Source organism: Streptococcus vulneris, assembly GCF_019218685.1.
Taxonomy (GTDB): domain Bacteria; phylum Bacillota; class Bacilli; order Lactobacillales; family Streptococcaceae; genus Streptococcus; species Streptococcus vulneris.
In genome coordinates, this window is record NZ_JAHUZC010000010.1 from 1 (window position 1) to 24,555 (window position 24,555).

Annotated in this window: 29 protein-coding genes; 2 read left to right on the forward strand and 27 right to left on the reverse strand. The window is 40.6% G+C overall.

Annotated elements, in window-relative coordinates:
• Nucleotides 1-106: 106 nt before the first annotated feature.
• Nucleotides 107-1,462, reverse strand: coding sequence for a 23S rRNA (uracil(1939)-C(5))-methyltransferase RlmD (rlmD, locus tag KUA57_RS07205; RefSeq protein WP_120719195.1), 1,356 nt, complete (start codon nt 1,460-1,462; stop codon nt 107-109).
• Between the two features lie 37 nt (nt 1,463-1,499).
• On the opposite strand from rlmD, the gene recX reads away from it, so the two are divergent.
• Both recX and ntdP read left to right on the forward strand, forming a co-directional pair.
• A complete protein-coding gene (recX, locus tag KUA57_RS07210) occupies nt 1,500-2,276 on the forward strand; it encodes a recombination regulator RecX (protein ID WP_218493961.1) in 777 nt (258 codons plus the stop codon).
• Between the two features lie 88 nt (nt 2,277-2,364).
• Nucleotides 2,365-2,898, forward strand: a complete 534-nt coding sequence (ntdP, locus tag KUA57_RS07215; RefSeq protein WP_000775316.1) for a nucleoside tri-diphosphate phosphatase — start codon at nt 2,365-2,367, stop codon at nt 2,896-2,898.
• A 70-nt stretch (nt 2,899-2,968) separates the two neighbouring features.
• On the opposite strand, the gene KUA57_RS07220 is transcribed toward ntdP, so the two are convergent.
• From KUA57_RS07220 to rbfA, 26 genes are all read right to left on the reverse strand, one after another.
• Nucleotides 2,969-3,736 (reverse strand): epoxyqueuosine reductase QueH, encoded by a 768-nt coding sequence (locus KUA57_RS07220; protein ID WP_076984767.1) that lies wholly within the window; start codon nt 3,734-3,736, stop codon nt 2,969-2,971.
• Nucleotides 3,737-3,873: 137 nt separating this feature from the next.
• On the reverse strand, nt 3,874-5,496 hold the full coding sequence (groL, locus tag KUA57_RS07225) for a chaperonin GroEL (protein ID WP_218493962.1): 1,623 nt from the start codon (nt 5,494-5,496) through the stop codon (nt 3,874-3,876).
• A 15-nt stretch (nt 5,497-5,511) separates the two neighbouring features.
• A complete protein-coding gene (gene groES, locus KUA57_RS07230) occupies nt 5,512-5,796 on the reverse strand; it encodes a co-chaperone GroES (RefSeq protein ID WP_125430737.1) in 285 nt (94 codons plus the stop codon).
• A 155-nt stretch (nt 5,797-5,951) separates the two neighbouring features.
• On the reverse strand, nt 5,952-6,347 hold the full coding sequence (locus KUA57_RS07235; RefSeq protein WP_000282442.1) for a single-stranded DNA-binding protein: 396 nt from the start codon (nt 6,345-6,347) through the stop codon (nt 5,952-5,954).
• A gap of 77 nt (nt 6,348-6,424) precedes the next feature.
• Nucleotides 6,425-7,186: an SDR family NAD(P)-dependent oxidoreductase gene (locus KUA57_RS07240; protein WP_125416425.1), complete on the reverse strand. Its 762-nt coding sequence runs from the start codon at nt 7,184-7,186 to the stop codon at nt 6,425-6,427.
• Nucleotides 7,187-7,227: 41 nt separating this feature from the next.
• Nucleotides 7,228-7,854, reverse strand: coding sequence for a YtpR family tRNA-binding protein (gene ytpR, locus KUA57_RS07245; RefSeq protein ID WP_125447843.1), 627 nt, complete (start codon nt 7,852-7,854; stop codon nt 7,228-7,230).
• A gap of 15 nt (nt 7,855-7,869) precedes the next feature.
• The gene (locus KUA57_RS07250) at nt 7,870-8,187 is read right to left on the reverse strand and encodes a thioredoxin family protein (protein WP_000615777.1); all 318 of its coding nucleotides are present in this window, start codon (nt 8,185-8,187) and stop codon (nt 7,870-7,872) included.
• A complete protein-coding gene (locus tag KUA57_RS07255) occupies nt 8,184-8,483 on the reverse strand; it encodes a DUF4651 domain-containing protein (RefSeq protein ID WP_001013977.1) in 300 nt (99 codons plus the stop codon). The genes KUA57_RS07250 and KUA57_RS07255 overlap by 4 nt, the downstream gene beginning before the upstream one ends.
• Nucleotides 8,484-8,687: 204 nt before the next feature.
• Nucleotides 8,688-9,761 (reverse strand): N-acetylmuramoyl-L-alanine amidase family protein, encoded by a 1,074-nt coding sequence (locus KUA57_RS07260; protein WP_218493963.1) that lies wholly within the window; start codon nt 9,759-9,761, stop codon nt 8,688-8,690.
• Between the two features lie 119 nt (nt 9,762-9,880).
• A complete protein-coding gene (pyrG, locus tag KUA57_RS07265; protein WP_057487515.1) occupies nt 9,881-11,488 on the reverse strand; it encodes a CTP synthase in 1,608 nt (535 codons plus the stop codon).
• A gap of 236 nt (nt 11,489-11,724) precedes the next feature.
• A complete protein-coding gene (rpoE, locus tag KUA57_RS07270) occupies nt 11,725-12,312 on the reverse strand; it encodes a DNA-directed RNA polymerase subunit delta (protein ID WP_000418409.1) in 588 nt (195 codons plus the stop codon).
• A gap of 117 nt (nt 12,313-12,429) precedes the next feature.
• Nucleotides 12,430-13,185, reverse strand: a complete 756-nt coding sequence (locus KUA57_RS07275; protein ID WP_020903137.1) for a protein NO VEIN domain-containing protein — start codon at nt 13,183-13,185, stop codon at nt 12,430-12,432.
• Nucleotides 13,186-13,255: 70 nt separating this feature from the next.
• The gene (locus KUA57_RS07280; protein ID WP_218493964.1) at nt 13,256-15,907 is read right to left on the reverse strand and encodes a valine--tRNA ligase; all 2,652 of its coding nucleotides are present in this window, start codon (nt 15,905-15,907) and stop codon (nt 13,256-13,258) included.
• On the reverse strand, nt 15,900-16,478 hold the full coding sequence (locus KUA57_RS07285; protein WP_218493965.1) for an AAA family ATPase: 579 nt from the start codon (nt 16,476-16,478) through the stop codon (nt 15,900-15,902). The genes KUA57_RS07280 and KUA57_RS07285 overlap by 8 nt, the downstream gene beginning before the upstream one ends.
• Nucleotides 16,478-17,038 (reverse strand): GNAT family N-acetyltransferase, encoded by a 561-nt coding sequence (locus KUA57_RS07290; RefSeq protein ID WP_218493966.1) that lies wholly within the window; start codon nt 17,036-17,038, stop codon nt 16,478-16,480. Before KUA57_RS07290 ends, KUA57_RS07285 begins: the two co-directional genes overlap by 1 nt.
• Nucleotides 17,025-17,603, reverse strand: a complete 579-nt coding sequence (locus KUA57_RS07295) for a flavin reductase family protein (RefSeq protein ID WP_218493967.1) — start codon at nt 17,601-17,603, stop codon at nt 17,025-17,027. Before KUA57_RS07295 ends, KUA57_RS07290 begins: the two co-directional genes overlap by 14 nt.
• A 282-nt stretch (nt 17,604-17,885) precedes the next feature.
• Nucleotides 17,886-18,281 (reverse strand): helix-hairpin-helix domain-containing protein, encoded by a 396-nt coding sequence (locus KUA57_RS07300; RefSeq protein ID WP_000038635.1) that lies wholly within the window; start codon nt 18,279-18,281, stop codon nt 17,886-17,888.
• 95 nt (nt 18,282-18,376) lie between these two features.
• Nucleotides 18,377-18,631 (reverse strand): DUF1912 family protein, encoded by a 255-nt coding sequence (locus tag KUA57_RS07305; RefSeq protein ID WP_000119706.1) that lies wholly within the window; start codon nt 18,629-18,631, stop codon nt 18,377-18,379.
• A 9-nt stretch (nt 18,632-18,640) separates the two neighbouring features.
• Entirely contained in the window at nt 18,641-19,975 is a 1,335-nt protein-coding gene (locus KUA57_RS07310; protein ID WP_218493968.1) for a DUF438 domain-containing protein, read from the reverse strand.
• The gene (locus tag KUA57_RS07315) at nt 19,975-20,208 is read right to left on the reverse strand and encodes a DUF1858 domain-containing protein (RefSeq protein WP_000368739.1); all 234 of its coding nucleotides are present in this window, start codon (nt 20,206-20,208) and stop codon (nt 19,975-19,977) included. Before KUA57_RS07315 ends, KUA57_RS07310 begins: the two co-directional genes overlap by 1 nt.
• Before the next feature lie 265 nt (nt 20,209-20,473).
• Entirely contained in the window at nt 20,474-20,656 is a 183-nt protein-coding gene (locus tag KUA57_RS07320) for a hypothetical protein (protein WP_218493969.1), read from the reverse strand.
• Between the two features lies 1 nt (nt 20,657).
• Entirely contained in the window at nt 20,658-21,437 is a 780-nt protein-coding gene (locus tag KUA57_RS07325) for a hypothetical protein (protein ID WP_218493970.1), read from the reverse strand.
• Between the two features lie 260 nt (nt 21,438-21,697).
• Nucleotides 21,698-22,807 (reverse strand): SPFH domain-containing protein, encoded by a 1,110-nt coding sequence (locus tag KUA57_RS07330; RefSeq protein ID WP_218493971.1) that lies wholly within the window; start codon nt 22,805-22,807, stop codon nt 21,698-21,700.
• A 12-nt stretch (nt 22,808-22,819) separates the two neighbouring features.
• Nucleotides 22,820-23,377, reverse strand: a complete 558-nt coding sequence (locus KUA57_RS07335) for a C1 domain-containing protein (protein WP_218493972.1) — start codon at nt 23,375-23,377, stop codon at nt 22,820-22,822.
• A gap of 20 nt (nt 23,378-23,397) precedes the next feature.
• Entirely contained in the window at nt 23,398-23,901 is a 504-nt protein-coding gene (locus KUA57_RS07340) for a hypothetical protein (RefSeq protein ID WP_001067003.1), read from the reverse strand.
• Nucleotides 23,902-24,072: 171 nt separating this feature from the next.
• The gene (gene rbfA / locus KUA57_RS07345) at nt 24,073-24,423 is read right to left on the reverse strand and encodes a 30S ribosome-binding factor RbfA (protein ID WP_020903129.1); all 351 of its coding nucleotides are present in this window, start codon (nt 24,421-24,423) and stop codon (nt 24,073-24,075) included.
• Between the last annotated feature and the right edge of the window lie 132 nt (nt 24,424-24,555).

Here is a 24,555-nt window from a genome sequence, read left to right on the forward strand (position 1 = left end):
TGTTACCGCCGTGAAAAGGCGGTGTCTTAACCCCTTGACCAACGGACCAGAGTTGTTTTCAACTCTTACTATTATACCCACTTTTTAAACTTTGTCAACTACTTTTTTAAATTTTCTTAATTAATTTTACCACTGCTTCAGTTCGAGCGGTGTGTGGGAACATATCGACCGACTGAATATAATGGATATCATAGACTTCTACTAACCTTACTAAATCACGGGCCAAGGTCGAAACATTGCAAGAAATATAGACCATTTTTTCTGGTACATAGGTAAGAATTGTATCTAATAACTTGTCATCCAGACCTGTACGTGGTGGATCTACAATCAAAGCATCTGCTCGGTAGCCTTCCTTATACCAGCGAGGAATAATCTCTTCCGCTGTTCCTGCTTCGTAATGTGTGTTGTCAAATCCCATTCTTTTAGCATTTCGCTTAGCATCTTCAATGGCTTCTGGAATAATATCCATACCTCTGAGTGTTTTAACTTTCTTTGCGAAGGCAAGTCCAATCGTTCCAACTCCACAATAAGCGTCAATCAAATTGTCTTCTTTATCAACATCCAGCGCTTTTACCGCCTCGCTATAGAGGACTTCTGTTTGTTCAGGATTTAGTTGATAGAATGCTCGAGGGGATAGTGAAAATTCATAATCAAGAACACCTTCTTGAATACTCTCTTCTCCCCAGATAATCTCTGTCTTCTCACCATAAATCTCACTGGTTTTAGCCGTATTTGTATTCACAGCTACTGTCACAACTTCTGGAAAATCTTTAACTAAATCTTTTACTAGTTGGGTTAAATTAAGCTGACGGTTTGTAACAATAATAATCTGAACCTGTCCAGTCTTTCTTGCTCGTCGGACCATTATAGTTCTAACACCTAGAACTTTTCTCTCATCCGTAATTGGAATCTGGTGATAAGTAAGTAATTCTGCTAGACGATTAGCAATCACTTGGGTTTCCTTGTCTTGTACCAGGCAGTCTTTCAACTCTACTAAATAGTGAGAGTTTTGTGCATATAAGCCCGCCTTGACCTGATTTTTAAATTTTCGAGTCTGAAACTGTAACTTAGCACGATAGTACTTGGGTTCCTGCATTCCAATCGTCGGGCGGATTTCATAATTTTCATATCCTGCAGGGGCAAATTTTTTTAGCGCTTGGTGAAGTAAGTCCGTCTTGAACTCCAGCTGCTTATCATAATGCAGATGCATGATTTGGCAGCCTCCGCATTCATTGTAAATAGTACAAGCTGGTACAACACGGAATTTAGACTTCTTGTTAACCTTTAGTAATTTTGCTTCAACAAAGTTACGTTTAATAGAAGTAATCTGACAATAGATATCTTCTCCTTTGAGAGCACCAGGCACAAAGACTAAGGTTTTTTGATAAAAGCCGATTCCCTCACCATTAATTCCCATGCGCTTGATTTTTAATGGTATTTTTTGTTTCACTTTCAGATTCATACCCCTATCTTATCACATTTTGAGTTATAATAGAACTATGAAAATCACAAAACTTGAAAAGAAAAAAAGACTCTATCTGATGGAGCTTGATAATAACGACAAATGCTACATTACTGAAGATACTATTGTTCGTTTTATGTTATCAAGAGATAAGGTTATAAGCCAAGAAGAATTGAAAGAGATACAGGACTTTGCTCAATTTTCTTACGGTAAGAATCTAGCTCTCTACCACCTATCCTTTAAAGCGCGCACTGAAAAAGAAGTCAGAGAATATCTGAAAAAATACGATATTGATGAAAACATCCTTTCTCAAGTCATTATTAATCTTAAAAAAGATAAGTGGATTAATGATGCTCAGTACGCTTATGCTATCATCAATGCCAATCAACTTTCAGGAGACAAGGGGCCTTATGTACTGACTCAGAAACTAACACAAAAAGGGATTTCAAAATCCACTATAGAAGAGATACTGAAAGAATTTGATTTTTCTGAAGTTGCTCAACGTGTAGCTAATAAACTATTGAAAAAATATGAGGGAAAACTTCCAGCTCGTGCCTTGCAAGATAAGATTATCCAGAACTTGACTAACAAGGGATTTTCTTACTCTGATGCTAAAAGTGCCTTTGACGAGTTGGACAGTCAAGTTGACCAAGAAACGACTCAGGAACTCATCTTCAAGGAACTTGATAAGCAATATGCCAAGTATGCACGAAAATATGAAGGATACGAACTTAAACAGCGTTTAACCCAAGTTTTAGCACGAAAAGGCTACGATTTTTCGGATATAGCAAGCGCTCTCAGAGAATATCTTTAATATTTTCATGTAAAATTCACAGATTTTAGGTAATTTTATGGTACAATAGTAAACGATAAACTTATAAATTGTAGAAAGTTGGTTAGTTATGAAGCTTCCAAAAGAAGGCGACTTTATTACAATTCAAAGTTATAAGCATGATGGGAGTCTCCACCGAACTTGGCGGGACACCATGGTACTAAAAACAACAGAAAACGCCATTATTGGTGTCAACGATCATACACTGGTTACCGAAAGTGATGGTCGTCGTTGGGTCACTCGAGAACCGGCTATTGTTTACTTTCACAAGAAATATTGGTTTAATATCATTGCCATGATTCGCGATAATGGAATTTCCTACTATTGCAATATGGCTAGCCCCTACTATCTGGATGAAGAAGCACTGAAGTATATTGATTACGATTTGGATGTTAAAATTTTTACAGATGGAGAGAAACGTCTCTTGGACGTTGAGGAGTATGAGCGTCACAAACGCAAAATGAATTATTCTGATGACTTGGACTATATTTTAAAAGAACATGTCAAAATTCTTGTTGATTGGATTAACAATGGACGAGGTCCTTTCTCGGAAGCCTATGTAAACATTTGGTACAAGCGCTATGTAGAACTAAAGAATCGGTAAAGTTGTCAAACTGGGGTTAAGACCCCGGTTTTTTTATTTTAAAAACCCAGCTTTACAGCTGGGCTTATCCTTATATATCTAATTTTGTAACTGTAAATTTGATATGGGAATAGTCTTTTTCAACATCCTTATCCAGCAAGAAAGCTGTGGCATCTTTCTTAACCTGAACCAAATCAATATTCTGAGCCTGGGCTGCATAGACGCATCCACAATAACATTGACGATAGATATCATACTCCTCACACATCTCTACTGAACGTTTGTAGCCTTGATTTTTCTTGAAATCACTGGGAAGATAGTGAGTGGTATAAATCTTTTGCACATCGATTCCTATGCTGTTAATGGTTTGGGAATTCTTATGAGGACTGATGGTCAAGGCTGAGCCAAAGTAGTCAAATCCCAAGTCCATAGCCACTTGTGCTGTCTTATCCAGGCGGTAGTCAAAGCAAACCTTGCAACGGTCGCCACCTTCAGGCTCTTCTTCCAGTCCTCTGACTAACTTACGATATTCATTTGGTTCGTAGGGAGCTTCTAGATACTGGACCGTATTTCCTGTCCTCTCATTGAAATCACTGACAAATTTCTTGGTGACGTAAGCCCGCTTATGGTATTCTGCCTTGGGATGGATATTGGAATTAGCAAAATAGATAGTCACATCTGCATACTTGGTCAAATATTCTAGTGTATAGGTACTACAAGGGGCACAGCAAACATGCATGAGAATGGTTGGCCGTTGCTCATTTTTCTCCCATATTTGTACCATCTTCTGCATGACACGGTCATAATTAATCTTCTGATTGGGGTTCATCTTGCTCAGAATTTCTTCTACATCGATCATGTTCTTCTCCTTTTTCTAGTCTTATTTTATCATATAAGTTAGGAGAGCTCAAATCAATTTAGAAGTGAATATCATAAAAAGGAGGAATAGACATTCCCTCCTTTTGTGTTTTTTATAAGTTGTTTTCTATAGAAAGCTTACATCATGCCACCCATCATGCTTGGATCCATGGCTGGAGCCGGAGCTGCTGGTTCTGGTTTATTAGCTACGACTGCTTCTGTTGTCAAAATCAAGCTGGCTACAGATGCTGCATTTTGTAGGGCTGAACGGCTCACTTTAACTGGGTCGATAATCCCTTGTTCAATCATGTTGACCCACTCGCCAGTTGCTGCGTTGAAGCCTGTACCAAGCTCAGCATTCTTCAAACGATCGATAACGATAGATCCTTCAAATCCTGCATTGTGGGCAATTTGACGGACTGGTTCTTCCAATGCACGGAGAACAATATTGCGGCCTGTTGCTTCGTCTCCTGTTAATTCCAAATCAGCCACGGCTGGGATAACATTTACAAGGGCTGTTCCACCACCTGCAACGATTCCTTCTTCAACAGCTGCACGAGTAGCGTTGAGGGCATCTTCAATGCGGAGTTTTATTTCTTTCAACTCAGTTTCAGTTGCGGCTCCAACCTTAATAACCGCTACACCACCTGACAATTTTGCCAAGCGTTCTTGCAATTTTTCACGATCAAATTCAGAAGTTGTGGTTTCGATTTGAGACTTGATAACTGCAACACGGTGAGAAATCGCTTCAGGATTTCCAGCACCTTCTACGATAACCGTGCTATCTTTGTCCACAGTTACTCTCGCTGCTTGACCAAGAGCTTCAATTGTCGCATCTTTCAACTCAAGACCTAGGTCTTCTGTGATAACTGTTCCGCCTGTTAAGATGGCGATATCTTCGAGCATAGCTTTGCGACGGTCACCAAAACCAGGTGCCTTAACGGCTACTACGTTGAAGGTTCCACGAATCTTGTTCAAAACAAGAGTTGGAAGAGCTTCGCCATCAACATCATCCGCAATAATCAAGAGTGGACGATTGCTTTGGAGAATACTTTCTAGGAGTGGCAAGATTTCTTGGATATTTGAAATCTTCTTATCAGTAATCAAAATATATGGATTTTCAAGGTCAGCCACCATTTTTTCACTATCTGTCACCATGTACTGTGAAAGATAACCACGGTCGAACTGCATTCCTTCTACGACTTCAAGCTCTGTTTCCATACCACGTGACTCTTCGATGGTAATGACTCCGTCTTTACCAACTTTTTCCATGGCTTCAGAGATGTATTCACCTACTTTTTCGGAACGAGAAGAGACGGCAGCAACCTGAGCGATAGCTTCTTTGTTGGCAACAGGGATAGCGTTGTTTTTCAAAGCTTCAACTGCTGCAGTAACTGCTGTTTCAATCCCTCGACGAATACCGATTGGATTGGCACCTGCTGTGACGTTTTTGATTCCTTCGCGGACAATTGCTTGGGTCAAGACTGTTGCAGTTGTCGTTCCGTCACCTGCGATATCGTTGGTTTTTGAAGCTACTTCTGATACCAATTTGGCACCCATATTTTCAAAATGGTCTTCCAATTCGATTTCTTTGGCAATAGTTACACCGTCATTTGTGATGAGTGGTGAACCAAATGATTTTTCCAACACAACGTTACGACCTTTTGGTCCCAAGGTTACTTTAACAGTATCTGCAAGGATATCGACACCACGAACCATAGCTGAACGGGCATCTGATGAAAATTTAATTTCTTTTGACATACTTACTTTCTCCTTCTATTTTTCAATGATAGCCAAGATGTTAGCTTCGCCTACGATGATGTACTTTTCATCGCCGTCTTTGACATCAATACCTGCGTGGGCTTCAACTAAGACACGGTCTCCAGCTTTAACACTTGGAGCAACCAAGTCACCGTTCAAGGTACGAACACCTTGTCCAGTAGCTACAACTTTGGCTGTTTTTGTTTTTTCTTGGGCTGAGCCTGCAAGGACAAAACCTCCAACAGTTTGTTCTTTTTCTTCGATTTTCAAGACCACACGGTCTCCTAATGGTTTCAACATCTGTTTTCCTCCATGATGAACTACATATTATTAGCACTCTTTATATATGAGTGCTAATTTATAGTTCTATTGTATCACTTGGTCAGAAATAGTCAAGAAAAAAGTCTGACTTTCTCAAGATAAAAAGCCTGAGAGTAACTCAGACTTTTTAATGCTTAAAATGGCAATTCTTCCTCTTCCAAGACCAAATCTGCCAAATCCTGTCCGGCATTATTTTCACGCATGGCTCGTTGGGCACGACTTTCCAAAAGTTGGAATCCTGTAACAAGTACTTCGGTCACATAGTTCATCTGGCCATTTTTCTCAAAACGACGAGTACGTAATTCCCCATCAACGGAAATGAGACTTCCTTTAGTTGCGTAGCTTGCCAAGGTTTCTGCTAGTCTGCCCCATAGAACCATATTGACAAAGTCAGCTTCACGTTCACCGTTTTGGTCTTTGTAACGACGGTTCACAGCGATAGTTGCGCGCGCTACTGACTTGTCATTGTTGGTTTTGTGCAATTCTGGTGTGGACGTCAAACGCCCAATCAAGATAACTTTATTATACATATTTTCTTCCTCCTACTTATCTATTCGTAAGAAATCAAAAAAAGTTACAGAAATTTGTAACTTTTCGAGGAAATTTCTTATTTTTTATGAATCATGAAACCTGTCGCCTGTTGATTGGCCATAATGGTCATATCTGTAATCTGCACACGACGAGGTTGACTGGTCACATAGATAACTGTATCAGCGATATCTTGTGCCTGCAAGGCTTCGATTCCTTGGTAAACGGACGCAGCTCGTTCTTTATCACCGTGAAAACGTACCGTCGAAAAATCTGTTTCGACAATTCCAGGCTGAATAGTTGTCACCTTGATATCCGTTGCGATGGTATCAATTCGCAGTCCATCTGAAAAAGTCTTAACTGCTGCCTTGGTAGCTGAATAAACTGCTGCACCTGCATAAGCATAAATTCCTGCGGTTGAGCCCATATTGATGATATGCCCTTGATTGGCTTTTGCCATTGCTGGCAAGAAACAGCGAGTGACTGCCATCAAACCCTTGACATTGGTATCCAACATTGTCAACATATCCAGCTCCTCATAGTCTTGATAGGGAGCCAAGCCAAGAGCTAGTCCAGCATTATTGACCAAGATATCAATTTGAGCTATCGTTTCTAGAATATCGGAGCAGACAGTCTTGACCATGATCATATCCGTGACATCTAGTGGAAAAGTCCAAACTGTTTGATTTGGAAAAGTTTCTGCAAACTCCGACTTGAGGGTTTCTAGTCTGTCTATCCGTCGTCCTGTTAAAACAACATTCTCACCCTGCTCCAGATAAGCACGCGCAATCGCTTCACCGATTCCTGATGTCGCCCCTGTAATCACAACATTTTTTGCCATCTTATTTCCTTCTATCTAGTCTATCAGATATTAACAACTTCTTAGGCAGTCCAGTGTTTAGCTGGGTCAAATGGTGTTCCGACAACTTGGTCTTCTGATAATTCAATAATACCACGTTTTTGCGGAGCATTTGGCAAATGCAATTCACGAGGACTACACATCATGCCAAAACTCTTTTCACCACGAAGTTCACCTGGGAAAATGAGGTTGCCTTTTGGCATCATTGCTCCAGGAAGAGCCACAATGGTTTTCAACCCGACACGCGCATTGGGAGCTCCTGCAACGATTTGTACAGTCTTATCACTAGCGACTGCAACTTGGCAGATGTTGAGGTGGTCACTATCTGGATGGGCTACCATCTCGACAATTTCACCAACAACAAACTTAGGCTCCTTGTCATTGACAATTTCTTCTTCAAAAGCTTCCGTTTGTAATTCTTGGTTCAAACGATCGACTTGCTCATCTGTCAAAAAGACTTGACCGCGCTCTGCAATTTCAAACAAACTTGAAACTTCGAAAATATTCCACGCCACTGTTTCCCCATTATCTTTGCGGAAAACACGAGCTACCTTGCCTTTGCGCTCCACGTCCAACTTGGCATCTCCGCTGTTTTTCACGATGATCATAAGGACATCACCGACATGTTCTTTATTATATGTAAAAATCATTGTTTCCTTTTTCTCCTATTTTAGTCCTGCTAAAAAGTCGTTAATTTGTTGCTTGCTTTTACGGTCTCGATTAACAAAACGGCCAATTTCCTTGTCCTTTTCTAGAACAACAAGGCTAGGAATTCCGTAAACATCCCAGAGTTTAGCCAAATCCATATACTGGTCTCGGTCCACTCGAATAAAGGTGAACTCTGGATTGGTCTCCTCAATTTCTGGCAAGGCAGGATAGATATAACGACAATCACCACACCAGTCTGCTACAAAAAGAAAGACCTTCTTGCCATCTTTTTCTACTAAGGATGCTAATTCTTCTAAACTTGCTGGTTGTATCATAAGACTTCCTCCTCATAGACTAGGTCTTCATGTTCATAGACAAAGGTATAATGACGGCCATCCTCAAAAATGACGCCACCAACCAAGCTCTCTAGACTGCTTTCATAGACTTGAACATAGAGGGTCGCAATTTCCCCCATGTCTGAAAAATGGTCTCGCACAATCGCTGTCAACTCTTCCTGAGTCTTCCTGAGCTTACGGTCATCTGCAACTTTTTTCGTAGCAAGGGCAAGGCTTCCAATACCTAGCAGAGCCAAGCCTGCCATCCACATTTTTTTAGCTTTCATACCATTCATTTTAACACAAAAAAGGCTTTAGGACAAATGAGGAAACAGAAAAAAAGCAAGTAAAAAGCCCCTTCCTTTAAGGAAAAGGACTTCTTATACTCAATGAAAATCAAAGAGCAAACTAGGAAGCTAGCCGCAGATTGCTCAAAGCAGCGTTTTGAGGTTGTGGATAAAGCTGACGTGGTTTGAAGAGATTTTCGAAGAGTATTATTCTTATTGCCAGGCACCTGAGTTGCCAACGTAGTAACCATCAGGCGTGTAGGTATTGCGAAGCATCTTACCTGATGAAGCCAGATAATACCACTTGCCATTATCTTTGACCCAATCATTCGCTAGCATGGCACCAGAAGAACTTACATAATACCATTCTCCCTTGTCATAAACCCAAGCGCTTGCTTTCATGGTTCCTGAAGTTGATAAATAGTACCACTTGCCTTGATCGTAAAGCCAGTCACTCGCAATCATGGCTCCTGATGATTTAAAGGCATACCAGTTGTTACCTTGATAAAGCCAAGTTTGATTGAACATGACTCCTTTATCATTCATAAAGTACCAAGTTCCCTTGTCATAAACCCAATCCTTCTGCACTAATTGACCTTGTTTTTGATAGTACCAGTTTTGGTTTGATTTTAACCAGCTTTCTGCTTTTACAATCGGATAAAGTTCTTTGAAAGCTCCTCCATCATATTTATGACTGATAGATTTTAGTTTTTCTAGTTTCAACTCGTCATTATCATAATTTGCCCAAGCAAAAACTTTTTGACCATTAACAGTCTCTGGTAAAGTAGCAGTGTAAGTCTTGGTTTGATAATCCCATTTAGCATCGAGGTAGGTGTATTGATCATTTGATTCTTTAATATGGTAGTAGCCTCTCTTTCCACTATCATTATGAATATCATCCACAACTTTCGTTGACCAGGTCTTTACTTCGTTTCCGCTCTTAGCCTCGACCTTGATATCTCCTCTATAGCCATATGGAACATAGAAATTCAGGTAACGCCCTTCTTCCCCGATCATAGACTTGTCCTTTTCTTGACCTAGGAAATTGACAGTCTGATCTTGACCATTGAGACTAACCGTCCACTCGATTTTCTCGGTTTTTGGCAAATCCAATACTTTAATATCCACTTCATGGCCATTATTAAATCGGAGAATGTTGCCATCTTGATACTGAACTCCACATTTAACAACCCATTCTTCTTTTAGCTCGAATGCCTGACCTGAATGAGGAAAAGTCAGTAAAGCTAGGCCTGCTAGAGACAAACCAAATAGTGTGATTTTTTTCATTGTAAATCCTCCTTAACTTTTGTTATGTTAATTATATCACTATGTTTTTATTTTGCAAATATTATCCTAAATATGCAAGCAAAAAACCTCTGAGATTCTTCTCAAAGGTTTTGATTTAGCTAATTACTATTCTCAACAGCTGCAGTAATAAAGGCAGTGTAGAGTTCTTCTGGACGATTTGGACGGCTTGACAGTTCAGGGTGATACTGACACGCTACAAAGAATTTATTTTCAGGAATTTCCACGATTTCGACCAAACGATTGTCTGGAGAAACTCCTGAGAAGACAAAGCCTGCTGCCTCAAACTGCTCACGGAAGGCGTTGTTAAACTCATAACGGTGACGGTGGCGGCGTTGCACCACTTCTTGATTGTGATAAGCAGCTGCAGCCTTAGATCCACGTTTCAACTTAGACGGATAAAGTCCCAAACGAAGGGTTCCCCCCATATCCTCAACATCAATCTGATCACGCATGATATCAATGATAGGGTATTTTGTTTCTGGTGCAAGTTCTGCAGAATTCGCCCCTTCAAGACCCAAAACGTGACGTGCAAACTCGATACAAGTCAACTGCATTCCCAAGCAGACACCCAACATTGGAACATCATTCTCACGCGCATAACGGATGGCTTGTATTTTCCCTTCCGTACCACGTTGGCCAAAACCTCCTGGTACGATGATTCCGTCCGCATCAGACAAAAGCTCTGCCACATTCTCTGCTGTCACATCATTTGCATTGATCCAATTGATTTTCACTTCTGCGTCGTTGGCATAACCAGAGTGTTTCAAGGCTTCAACCACAGAAATGTAGGCATCTTGCAACTCAACATACTTACCAACAAGGGAAATCTTGACTTGTTTCTTGAGGTTCATGACCTTGTCCACCATAGCTGACCACTCTGTCATATCCGCTACTGGTGCGTCTAATTTCAAATGATCACAGACAATTTGGTCCATACCTTGCGCCTGCAAGTTCAGTGGAATTTGGTAAAGGTGTTCAACATCCAACGATTCGATAACGGCTTCTGGTGCCACATCACAGAACTGGGCCAGTTTGTTTTTAATTCCTTGACCAGCTGGCTCTTCTGTACGAATAACCAACATATTTGGTTGGATTCCCAAGCCACGCAATTCTTTGACAGAGTGTTGGGTTGGTTTGGTTTTCATTTCACCAGCAGCCTTGAGGTAGGGAAGCAAGGTTGTATGGATATACATGACATTATCTGCCCCCACATCTGCCTTCATCTGACGAAGGGCCTCTAGGAATGGCAAGGACTCGATATCTCCAACGGTTCCACCGACCTCTGTGATAATGACATCAGAGTCTGTCGTTAGAGCGGCACGCTTGATTTTTTCTTTCAAAGCATCTGTGATATGAGGAATGACCTGAACAGTTGCCCCAAGATATTCTCCACGGCGTTCTTTACGAAGAACTTCACTGTAAATTTTACCAGTTGTCACGTTAGAATATTTGTTCAGATTGATATCGATGAAGCGTTCATAGTGACCCAAGTCCAAATCAGTCTCAGCTCCGTCATCTGTCACAAAAACTTCCCCGTGCTGATAAGGACTCATAGTTCCCGGATCGATATTGATATAAGGGTCAAATTTTTGAATGGTTACTTTGAGACCACGATTTTTCAAGAGACGGCCCAGACTCGCTGCGACAATCCCTTTCCCAATAGACGATACCACACCACCAGTTACAAAAATATATTTCGTAGACATAGATTCCTCTTTCTAAAATGCTCATGGCCTTGTTCACTACGAGGGGACATAGAAAACAAGACCCTACTAATAAGAATAATCTGGGACGACTGCACCAGATTCACAACTAAAATACAAGAAGATAACTTCTTGAAAAAACAAAAATAGCTCCCTAAGAACTAGGGAGCCCCGACCTCTAAAAGAGGTGCCCGAACAATATGATACCTAAAAATAGGACAATTGTCAATAGCTAACTTTTATTCCTCGATGTTTTCAGTATCATCATCTGAAAACTCATCGTCTTCTTCGTTGAGATCCACGTCTTCACCCAAGTCATCAGGGGCGATTTCGTTGATTTCTGCGTCGTAAGCTTCAACTTCATTTTTCTCATCATCTGGATTTTCATCATCATATGAAAGAGCTGGATCTGCTTCGTATGCATCTTCGTCTTCTGGATCATCTGCATTGTAGTCAATAGCATCTGAATCACCATCCATGAAGGCATTGACGCGTTTTTTCTTAGCTTTTGGTGCTACTTCATCGTCATCATTTTCTTCAAGAGCAATGATTTCTTCGTCGATTTCGTCCACACCATACCATGAACGAAGCCCCCATTTGTTGTCTCCAAGTGAGATGAAGCTACCGTCAAAGTTCAACTCTGTGTAGAACAAAGGCAAGGCTTCACGGATATCGCTGTTTGATGTTCCAAGGTAATTTTGAATTTCGTTTACAAGATCGCTAAAATGCATCTCATGATCGCGACCACGAAGTTCCAAGATAGCACGCGCTACCTCAATCATAGATAGTTCACTTTTTTCTTGCCCAGCAAATACTTCTAATTCCAAAGCGTTTCTCCTCATTTATACTACTATCGCCAGAGCGAACAGACTCTGACCTCATTTTATCATTTACTCTTTATTTTACGATAATTTTGCAGAATAGTCAAAGGTTAAGGGGGAGAACTAATACAAATCTTCTAAGCTTCTATATTCTATGACTTCATTTTTTATGATGCTCTTTTGGAATTCAAAATGATTCAAAGGATTATCAATTAACACTAGCTTGGGAATATCATCTAGGTTAGTAACTAAGGATAAAATAAAATCTGATTTAAACTCTTTGGCTTTTTCATATTCTCTGGCAGTCAATCGAATGCGACCCTTAGATTTTCGAATTCCTTTAACTTCGGCAAGATAGGAATGATCTTGCACATCTACTTGAAAGTCATATCCATCACCATAAAGACGGGCATCGGTCAATAGTCCACCTTGAAATTTTTCTTCTTTATCAAAATGAAGGATAAAATAATTCTCTGCTTCCATTCCAGTTTCTTGTAGACGTTTGAATTTAGTTCGAATAATTGGCTTTTCAATAGTTGTAATACCCATTTGCTTCCCTTCACTGGCAAGTAACATTTTAACTATTTCAGCATAACTATGAACATCTTCATTTCCAAACATCATATCAATTAAATCTTTACGAAAACGGTAAACTTCAGCTTTCTGCCACCAACCTTTTCGATTATTGTCAAAATAAGGATCAAATAAATCCATTCTATTTTTTACAACTCCAGTTGTTTCAGCAATTCCCAGAGAAACCACATAGCGATAAAACTCCGACTTGCTAGAACATTGAAATTCTTTTATAAAAAGCTTGTCAAACTTGGCAAGACCGTAGCCAATTAAATTTAACAATTCATAATGCGGGTGCTTAGACATCACTTTCTCCATCAATAGATATTGATTTTATTATACCAAAAAAACACGGATCATCACCGTGTTTCTGTGTTTATTTCACCAACTTCTTCATCTCATTAATACGTGCTACGGTCGCGTCGTATTTGGCTTGGTAGTCGGCTTGTTTGTCGCGTTCTTTTTGGACGACTTCTGGTTTGGCGTTGGCTACGAAGCGTTCGTTAGAGAGCTTCTTACCGACCATATCCAGTTCTTTTTGCCATTTAGCCAGTTCCTTGTCGAGACGAGCGAGTTCTTCTTCGACATTGAGGAGGTCAGCGAGTGGCAGGTAGATTTCTGCTCCTGTGATGACGCTTGACATAGCGAGTTCAGGTGCAGGAATAGTTGATGCGATTTCCAGGTGTTCTGGATTTGTGAAGCGTTTGATGTAGTTGACATTGCTGTTAAAGAAGGCTTCCAAGTCACTATCGCTTGTCTTAACAAGGATGGTGATTGGCTTGCTTGGAGCTACGTTTACTTCTGCACGCGCATTACGAACTGCACGAATCAAGTCTTTAAGACTTTCCACACCAGTGTGGGCAGCAAGGTCTTCAAAGGCTGAGTTGACAGTTGGGTATTCTGCTGTAACGATAGAACCTTCTGAGATTTGTCCAAAGATTTCCTCTGTCACGAATGGCATGATTGGGTGAAGGAGACGAAGAATCTTGTCCAAAGTATAAAGGAGAACAGAGCGTGTGATGACTTTCTCTTCTTCATTATCACTATAAAGGACTTCCTTAGTCAACTCAACATACCAGTCCGCAAACTCATCCCAGATGAAGTTGTAGAAGATGTGTCCAGCGACACCAAACTCAAACTTATCAAAGTTGGCAGTTGCTTTTCCGATCGTTTCATTGAGGTTGTGGAGAATCCAGCGGTCAGTGACATTTCCAGCTTCCTTGTTGACAACTTTTTCCACATTGGCAGTTGCTTGCTCAAGGGTCAATCCTTCATTATTCATGAGGATGTAGCGAGAGATGTTCCAGATCTTGTTGATGAAGTTCCATGAAGCATCCATTTTCTCGTAAGAGAAGCGCACGTCTTGACCTGGTGCAGAACCGTTTGAAAGGAACCAACGAAGGGCATCGGCACCATATTTCTCGATGACATCCATCGGGTCAATCCCGTTACCGAGAGATTTCGACATCTTGCGTCCTTGCTCGTCACGGATGAGACCGTGGATAAGGACGTTTTGGAATGGTTGACGGCCAGTGAACTCCAAGGATTGGAAGATCATACGAGATACCCAGAAGAAGATGATGTCGTAACCAGTAACCAAGGTTGAAGTTGGGAAGTAACGTTTGAAGTCTTCTGAGTCGACATCAGGCCAGCCCATAGTTGAGAATGGCCAAAGGGCAGAACTGAACCAAGTATCCAAGACATCTTCGTCCTGAGTCCATCCGTCACCTTCTGGAGCTTCTTCGCCGACATATATTTCACCCTCAGCATTGTACCAAGCAGGGATTTGGTGACCCCACCAGAGCTGACGAGAGATTACCCAGTCGTGGACATTTTCCATCCATTGGAGGAAGGTATCGTTGAAACGAGGTGGGTAGAATTCTACCTTGTCTTCTGTATCTTGGTTAGCAATAGCATTTTTGGCCAATTGATCCATCTTAACAAACCATTGAGTAGACAAGCGTGGTTCAACTACAACACCGGTACGTTCTGAGTGACCAACACTGTGGACACGTTTTTCGATTTTAACAAGGGCACCGATTTCTTCCAGTTTAGCAACGACTGCCTTACGAGCTTCAAAACGGTCCATGCCTGCAAATTCGAAGGCAAGCTCGTTCATAGTTCCGTCGTCGTTCATGACGTTAACTTGTGGCAAATTATGACGTTGACCAACCAAGAAGTCGTTTGGATCGTGGGCAGGTGTGATTTTCACGACACCCGTACCAAACTCAGGGTCTGCGTGTTCGTCCCCAACGATTGGAATCAATTTATTAGCGATTGGAAGGATGACGTTTTTGCCAATCAGGTCCTTGTAGCGTGGATCTTCTGGATTGACCGCAACGGCAACATCCCCAAACATAGTCTCAGGACGAGTTGTTGCCACTTCAAGGGCGCGTGAGCCGTCTTCTAGCATGTAGTTCATGTGATAGAAGGCACCTTCTACGTCCTTGTGGATAACTTCGATATCAGAAAGGGCTGTGCGAGCAGCTGGGTCCCAGTTGATGATAAACTCACCACGGTAGATCCAACCTTTCTTGTAAAGGTCCACAAAGACCTTACGAACAGCTTTTGACAAACCTTCGTCAAGAGTGAAACGCTCACGAGAGTAGTCTACAGAGAGCCCCATCTTGCCCCATTGTTCCTTGATAGTAGTGGCATATTCGTCTTTCCATTCCCAGACTTTCTCTAGGAATTTTTCACGACCCAAGTCATAACGCGTAATGCCCTCTCCACGCAAACGCTCCTCAACCTTAGCCTGAGTGGCAATCCCAGCGTGGTCCATCCCTGGAAGCCAAAGGGTATCAAAACCTTGCATACGTTTTTGACGGATAATGATATCCTGCAAAGTTGTATCCCAAGCGTGACCAAGGTGAAGCTTCCCAGTTACGTTTGGTGGTGGAATAACGATAGAATAAGGCTTAGCCTTTTGATCTCCTGAAGGCTTGAAAACATCAGCGTCAAGCCATTTTTGGTAACGACCAGCCTCAACTTCGGCTGGATTGTATTTAGGTGAAAGTTCTTTAGACATATGTTTGTCCTTTCTCTATTGAATTCATTTTATTTTGAATTTGCTTAGCAGCTTCTTCTGCAGACAAATTCGTATTATTTATTTTAAAGTAGTGGTGCAACTCATTCGGTTGATGTTGGGAATTTAATTGAAGTGTTTCAGCGGTCTCTAAAATTTCTCTTTCAGATATCTCAATATGCCGTTTCAAGGGCTTGTGCTTCAACCGGTTCTCCGTTTGATTTCGACGTAAACGCTCTTCAAGACTTGTTTCCAACTCAACAAACAGAATCTCTTGATGAAAGTTATCCAATAAATCCTGAATTTGCTTTAAATACATCAGCTGGTACTGATTTGAAAAATCAATTACGTCAGTTAAAATTACTGATCGCTGATTTCTTGCACTTACTCCAAGGAAAGAAAAGGTAATTCCACGAACAAATTCCCACATCTCCTCTGTATAATCCTGATAGATTTCTAGTGCAAAATCGATGGCTTGATGGTTATAAAAGAGGGTAGCATCCGTCAGTCGAGATAGTTCTTGACCAATCGTCATTTTTCCTGAGGCTGGAGCACCAATAATGAAAAGATGCATCAAATCACCTCCCACTCACTCCTCAGCAAGCCATATCTCAAATCATCACAGCGCTTGCCTTGGGCATCTTTACGGTCTCGGATTCGAGCTTCGAGGGTAAATCCAAGTTTTTCTGCGACTCGTTGACTTTGGACATTATAACCAAAACAAGTCAGCTCAATCTTATGAAGACCTAGTTCTCTAAAAGCTAGATCAATCAATGCACGAGCTGCTTCTGGTACATAGCCTCGACCCCAATAGTCGGGGTGCAAGGTATAGCCGAGCTCGAGAACATCATCTTCGTGACAGTGATTGAAGTCAACAGAACCAATGACTTTATTGGTTCCTTTGACGACGATCCCATAGCCAGCTGGAAGATTATCCTTCTCATTGCGCTCAGGAAGGATAAGCTCCAGATAATAAATCTCATCTTCCAAGGTCTTGACGGGTAGAAAGCCAGCTGGGTAAGAGACTTCTGGGAGACTTGCATAAGCATGGATATCCTCAGCATCCGCCACAGTACGGACTCGTAAAACGAGACGTTCTGTTTCCAAGCGTTCTGGTAATTCAGCTCTTGACATCCTTCTTCCTCGCTTTCTTTATGAAGCTCCCCATAGGGTCAACACGGTTATCTAAATAGCGATAAACGCGCTGGTGACCGTCCCCCATAAAGTAAGTCGGTGAAAAACGGTCATTTTTAAAATGCCCTTTCTCATTCAAGAGATCTGGATCAGCAAGTCGCTCAACAATCTTAGCGAAAATATGACAGATTCCATCTTCCTCGATAATCCGATCTACCTGACAGTCCAATACGACTGGACAATCCTCTAAAATCGGTGCCTGAGTCCGTTCAGAAATCTCGTAGTCTAGCCCCAGGTGTTTCAGTTTCTCCCGATGACTGATAAAACCAGCCTGCTCCATATCGAGCATGAGATTTTCATCAGGAATATTTACGGTGAACTTCTGATAGTACTTAATCTGGTCAGCCGCATTTTCCTCAGTGCCAACACCGATGACCAGCCAATCTCCCAGGCTATAAGAGGAGCTACAGGTCGTAATATTGTGTCCAAAATTCTGATCCTGATACCCCAAAATGAAGATAGGAAAACCATAATAGAGTTTACTTGTGTTAAAAGATTGCTTCATGACAACCTCCTTTGCCTAAGACACAAAAGAAAAGCCCTGCCATATCCATGACAGGGACGAATGTGTTTATCCGCGGTACCACCCAAATTCGGGCAACGCCCGCAACTCTCGTCTTTAAAACAAAAAGACACTTTTATTTCAATTTTTCAGTCATTAGCAACCAGTTTTGACACATTTGTGGACTTCTCAGCGCCGCCACTTTCTGTAAAATGCGAGATTCAAAACACCTCTAATGGCTCTATTGTAGCAAGATTCTTTCGGAAATGCAAGGGACAAGAAAGATTACTTGAATTTGATACCATTTTCTTTCAATTTCTTGATGGTAGCTGGGCCGATTCCTTTCAAGGCAAGGAGTTCTTTTTCAGTCCAGTTTTTAAAATCTGACGCAGACTTGATGCCTTCATCATAGAAAGTTTTGGCACGATCAAGTGGAAGTCCACCCAAGTTTGCTGCAAAATCTTCTACAGAATTGGCTACTTTTTGAGCTTGCTCTTTGGTAGCTTCTACTGCTTGTTCAACTTTTTTAGAAACAGCCTTACCAGCTTGGCTTGCTGACTGTTCTGCACGTTTCACGACTTTTTTTGTCTCTTCTACAACCTTAGTAACAGTACTTGAAAAGGCACCTGCGCGACGGAGGCTATTTCGTAATTGTTTTTTACGATTGAGTTTCTTTGACATGATAAAATCCTTTCAATAAAAAACCCCTGCTCTGACAAGGATTTAATATAAATATTCTATCAAGATTTTAGTAAAAAATCAAGAATCTATCTCGTTTAATAATTTCGCTCACCAAACAAGCCATCTGGCAAATCATGGAATCCCTTACCTGCCTTGAAGTTTTCAAACTTACCAAGTAAGAACTGATAGGCATCCAAACGGCTTTCGTAGCGAATCATGGCATCTTTGGCACGCTCGTCTTGGTCTTCTTCGTAGACTTTTTGGCTTTCCTTGTGCGCCATGTCGTTAATCATGATTTGGGTATTGACCCAAGCTTCAAATTCCTTCATAAATTCTTGTTCGTAACTCATCTTTTCTCCTTATTCTAATCCACGGAAATAGTCCGTATCAATCTCACGGTAGGGTTGAATATCCTGAACATACTCCAACACACCTTGGAATTCTCCGTTTTCATCGTGCACTGCTGCGTAGGTGATGTGGACAAACTTGCCTCGCGATTCAGACTTGAACCACATTTCATACTTGTCTTTGCTTCCCTCACGAAGCCCCTTCATGATGGTCTTGACCTTGTCCAAGTATTTAGGTGGATGACAGAGTTCAACATTGCGCCCAACTTGGGACAGCGTCCGTTTGAAAATCATCTCATCAGCCGGCGTATTGTCATTGTAATACTGGAAAATATCGTCTTTATTGACAAAGGTAATCTCCATAGGGAGGTGATTGAGGATGAGATTGGCCTGCTCGACCGATAGATAGCCATTCCCAAAAGACTGCTGACTATGGCGATCCAACACTGCTTCCTTTTCCTTAGGAGTAAAGGTAATGGTAAACTGACCTTCTGGCGTATCTATGACTTGTTGAACTTGGCCTTCAGCAGTGTCTAGCTGTACAGGTTCCTCTGCACCCTTTTCCTCAACAAAGCTCTGTCTTTCTGGCACCCATTTCTCTGACGGACGGATGATGGCATAACCATAGGCATCGCTCTCCTCCGCAATCTGAAGCCAGTCATCCTGAGTAAAGGATTCAAGGAGAATCATAAGAAGGATGGACTCTTCCTTGAAAATCATACTTTCAAACTCTGTCGCAAAGGCTTCAAAATCTTCCTTTACAGTGCTAATCGGCACTTCTGGTAGTGACTTGGCTGTCGCTAAAGCTGTTTGAAAGAGTTCCCTGATCTGATCATCCACTCCCCACATAACTTTAGGAGGTGAATCGTGACCATAGCGCTCCATGATGGGGAAAAAGAGCTCTTCCTTGCGCTGGTAGTGGATGTCAAATTGACCTACAAGTCCCATCTGACGCACCAAGCCCTTGCGCATCTCCGCCAGCATTTCCTCGTCTTCCATAGATTCATAAGTATCTAACAATCTCCGAATGCGAATCAAGGCCGCACGGAGGGCCAGATTTTCTTCCTTAAAGACCCGAACTGGGTGACCTGGATGCTCGGTATCCTCTACTTCGACACCTTTAATAGCATTTTTAAAAAGATTGGCATGGACATCACAGAGTTCCATGACATCTTCAAAGGTGACACCTGAGTCTGAGTTCATCAGCTCATGCTCCATGAGGGAAATCTCGATGGCTGAGACACCCGCAAAGGTCGCATCAAAACGCTCCTGAACCGACTCAGGAGAGGCACCATTGTGCAATTCTAACAAAATATCCCGCAGGACATGAATCCGTTCATCTGCCATTAGTCTAACCCAATCACTTCGTAGCCGTTTGCTTCCAGCGTGCGGACAATCTTGTCCATAGGAGTTCCTTCCAGCTTAGAACCTTGTTTGAGTGATACTTTACGACCAACAGTATTGCGCATCAAGGGATTGGCAAGGGGTTTAAAACCAAGCTCCACTAGGATTTCCAAGACTTCTGGATGCTTGTCCACTACTTCTGCAACAGGAATTGACACATCGATGATATTGTCCATGATGACCTCCATTGTATGTTCTAAAATGATTTTACTGCTTATATTATACCATATGGAGAGAGATTAAAAAACTAGCAGTGGAGTTCCTGCTAGTTCTCTGCGACTTGAATTACGACCTAAAAAAGTTTAAAGAGCCAATCCAATATTTTAAATAATAGCTTGTAAAACAGCAATTGGACTGCAAAAGAGATGATCATCCACAGGAATTTCATAATCCCAAAAATTGGTTTGATAAAAATAATAGCAAGAAGACCCAAAAAAAATTTCATTCTCTCTCCTCTGGCTTGATGAGCCACCGAGCCGTATCCATTAGCTTGTCTGCAATAAAGAGTTTCCCAAAACCGACAACGGCATTATCATCTTTCTTTATCGTTTTCATGACTTTTACACCTTGCATGGTCAAAAAGTAATTCCCGTAAGTTTTAGCTAGAGTTTTTATAAGGCCCATTTTACTCTCCTTCGATGATTTCAGCTTCTTTTCTGATTGTTTCAACATCTTCTTGATATTGAACTTCAGTATAATTGACTAGTTTAGACAATTCTTTCTGCAAACTTTCACCCATCGGTTTCATAGTTGCAAAGGTTAAACCACCTGAAATGATACCTCCCAAGATAGGTATGAATTTCCCCATTCCTTTGGCCAACCCTCCCTTGGTCAGATTCACACCAAATATTCTTAAGACTTTTTTCAAAATAGGGTACCAAAGCGTCTTTGTTAAAGCTTTATTAGGTACTGTTTTCATTACCTGTTTGGCAATTGTTATACCACCAGCACGTAGTAAAGCAGCGGTTCCATTCACCCCCAGCATGACTCCTAGATAAAGCAAGAGGGTATTTTGAGCATCTTCACTCAACTCCTCGCGAGAAGCCCAAAGATCCTCATAACCATAAATATAACCTAATTCTTGAGCCAATTTCAGAGAGAAACCATAAAATTGAGCCACATCAGCTGGAATGGTAATTGCCATAGCAATCCCTCCAGGTAATCCTGCCAAAACAGAAGTTCCACTCGCCAATAAAACATTATCCCTAATGCAGGCATTAGCCACTCGATCTATGATTTCTTGAGATAAGAGAGACGTTGGGCCTTGTTCTAATAAAGTAGGAATGTCCTGTGGATCCAATTCTTTGGAAAACTTATCCACTAAAAATTTCGAACGATCAACCTTAACAACAGGTAGTTTCACCACTTGTTGCAATACTTGCATAGCCAACTCTTGTTCAGCCATATACAAACTCCTTTTACTTCTGTAAGTTATATTCTATGATAGCATACTCTTTTAAAGTATTTTCAAATTCCCCTCAAAAATTTTCAAAAAATCCTTAGCAACTTATTTGTTAAAGATTTTTAATAGTCTTTGTAGAGACAGCTCGAATATTCAACCCCTACCTTTACAACATGATATTCTATCTGTGAATGATAGTCTATTATTGTCTCACCTAAAATGTTCCTTGAATACACACTAACTATGAACTTTCGAGCTTCATCTTATAAATCCATAATTTCTTTTTTCTTTCGATCAAATTCTTCCTGAGATAATATACCTGCATCTAAAAGAGATTTTAGTTTTGTAAGTGCTTCGATTTGCTCATCTAATGATAGACTTGGTTTCATGGCTTTTCCATCTAAACTTTGAGCCATATTCATTCCAAATATCATGCCAGCACTATCACCTAGACCATGTTGCTCTACTCCTGATGCAATTTTTTGTTGTGCTGCAATATTAGAAGATTTCTGCGATACATCATCATAAGCTTTTAAATTCATCTTATTTGATGAAAATTGTTTAACCAGTTCCTTAGATTCTGGTGAGAACTCAATATTAGCAATGGCAACTTTTACAATCTCAAATCCAAAACGTTCTTTCCAAGTCCCTGCATACTGTCCATCATTTGATACTTGTTCCGCAAGAACTGCAGCTTGTGAGGGTAATTGTGAAATACGATAAGTTGTTGACAAAGAATTAAGTGCAACAATAAAAGATTGAAGAAACTCTGTTACTATTTGTGATCTAGCTTGAGCGCTATCAAAGGTATAATAAGTCACATTGGCAGGAAGAAAGTTTGTGATAAATTGCTTAGCATCTGTAATTTGGATAGAAAATGTTCCAAAAGCACGTACTTCTAAATCTGTCCCATGAAACAAATCATTATACATGACTGGACCGCGAGTTCCAAATTTAATATCACGAATTTCTCTCAAATTAACAAAACAAATCTGTTTTTGCTGATCACTTTGACCTCCGAATCCAACACGATTAACAACATTGTCAAACAGTGACTTTTTCAATCCATCACCGTTAAAAACACTGCTCTCACCATTTTGGTATTCATATCCACCTGGTTCTGTAATAATTTCCTCTATACCAGACTGACTAAAGATAAAGGCAGCAGTATTTTCTGGAATAAAAATCTTGGATCCGTTCGAAATAACACCTACAGATCCCTTCGTATTGACACCCCTACCATTATTACTTTCTTGAACAATACCTGGACTTACAGCTGTATGTTCATCAAAAGCATGAACTGTGATAATTTCTTTCCACTGATCTGCAAATGTCCCACCAATAGAATCTGTGATTGCTTTTATCAACCCCATTTAATTGCCCCCTTATAAACTTTGCTCCATATCACAATAGGCACATCTCACTGTTTGCTTCACTTGACCTGACAAAGGTGCTCCACAAAAGCTACACTTGGTTGAAATCTTTTCTGGCTCTGCATCCTTAATCCCAAGCCCTGCTTTAAAAGTGTCAAATGTATCCTTAAATGTTTCTGCCAAAACATCTGCTCCAAACAAGCTACTATCTCCCAAGGTTTCAAAATTACTTGTATCACCTGAAATCAATTTAATAATGTTTCTAGCCCACTTGTCAGTATCCTTAGTATTATTAAATGAAAAGATAGCTTGCCCGCCATTATAATAAATTTCCAACAGTTTCACACCATTGGTTTTGGTTACTGAAACTTGAGGCTTCCCTTCAAAAATTTTAATCTGGTTAATGGGTATTGTAACTTGGTCTTTTTTCCCTCCCCAAAAACCTTTTTTGATATGTATTAAGTGTAGATTCGTTAAAATTAATTCATCTGTAGACAAACCATTTTTCCCAAAACTCACATGGTCACTATTCATAACCATATATTCATGTGGCAATAATTGATAATCCATATTGAACTCCACTCTTCCTATTAAAGACTAGCTTTCCACTGCTCCACTTGTTCATGTAGATTATCACGATAATCTTTTAGAGTCTTAATCACTTCTTCTTTCCCTTGAATCGGTGCTTTCTTTAATGGACCATATTGTTTTTTTAAATCTTCCATTTCTTTTTTAGTGCTATCTTTTAGTTCTTGGATAGCAGCGCTATCTTCTAAAACAGTCCCTTTAAAGGCTTCATCTGCTTCTGTATAGTAATTATCGATTATTTTCTCATTCATAATCAAGTAATCTTCATAGGTTTTTATAGACTCAATTGTCGTATCGCTAACATCTTGTGGGTTAAAATCGCTTGAACTGAGTTTTTCTTTTGCTTTAGCAAACAACCCTTTCTTCTCAGAACTACTAGATGAAGCTTCTGTTTGATTCTCACTAGAAGAGCTGCTTGTTTTTTCAGAAAGAGAACTACAAGCAACTAGAGTAGAGACGGAAAGACATAGCAAAGCTAAACGACAAACTTTTTTTACATTATTCATTGATAGAATCTCCTTTTATTTATGAAATCATCATATCATATTTGCTAAAAAAAAAAAGTATTTTCTGATTAGTTAACATTTAAAAATACAGAATCCCTTTTTTAAAAGAATATTTTTCCATTTCAAATTCCACCTATTTTCACCCACCAAAAAAGAGGGTTACCCCTCTTCTTAGTTCTTATCCAGATTGCGTAGCATTTCGTCAATCTTGTTTCCATACTCGATGGACTCGTCTTTGACGAAGGTCAAATCTGGGATTTTGTACAATTTCAAATTGCGACCAAGTTCACGTTTGATGGTACCAGTTGCTTTTTCAAGCCCGATTTGAGCTTTTTGGTTATCCGAAGCAAGGTTACTCAAAATGGTGTAGTAAACTTTGGCAACAGACAAGTCACCTAGCATCTGAACATCTGTGATGGTCACGCCTTGGACACGCGGATCACGGACTTTCTTTTGCAAAATCTCATTGACTTCACGCTTGATTTCCATGCCCACACGATCCATACGGAAATGATTTGCCATGATATTCCTTTCTCTACTTTGAACCAAAAGCTAGGCCAGCAGACCTAGCTATTTCTATTAGATAGAGGAACTAGAGCCATTTGAATCTAGGAAACAAGCCTTAGATAGAACTGAAGTTCATCAAGGCGCTGT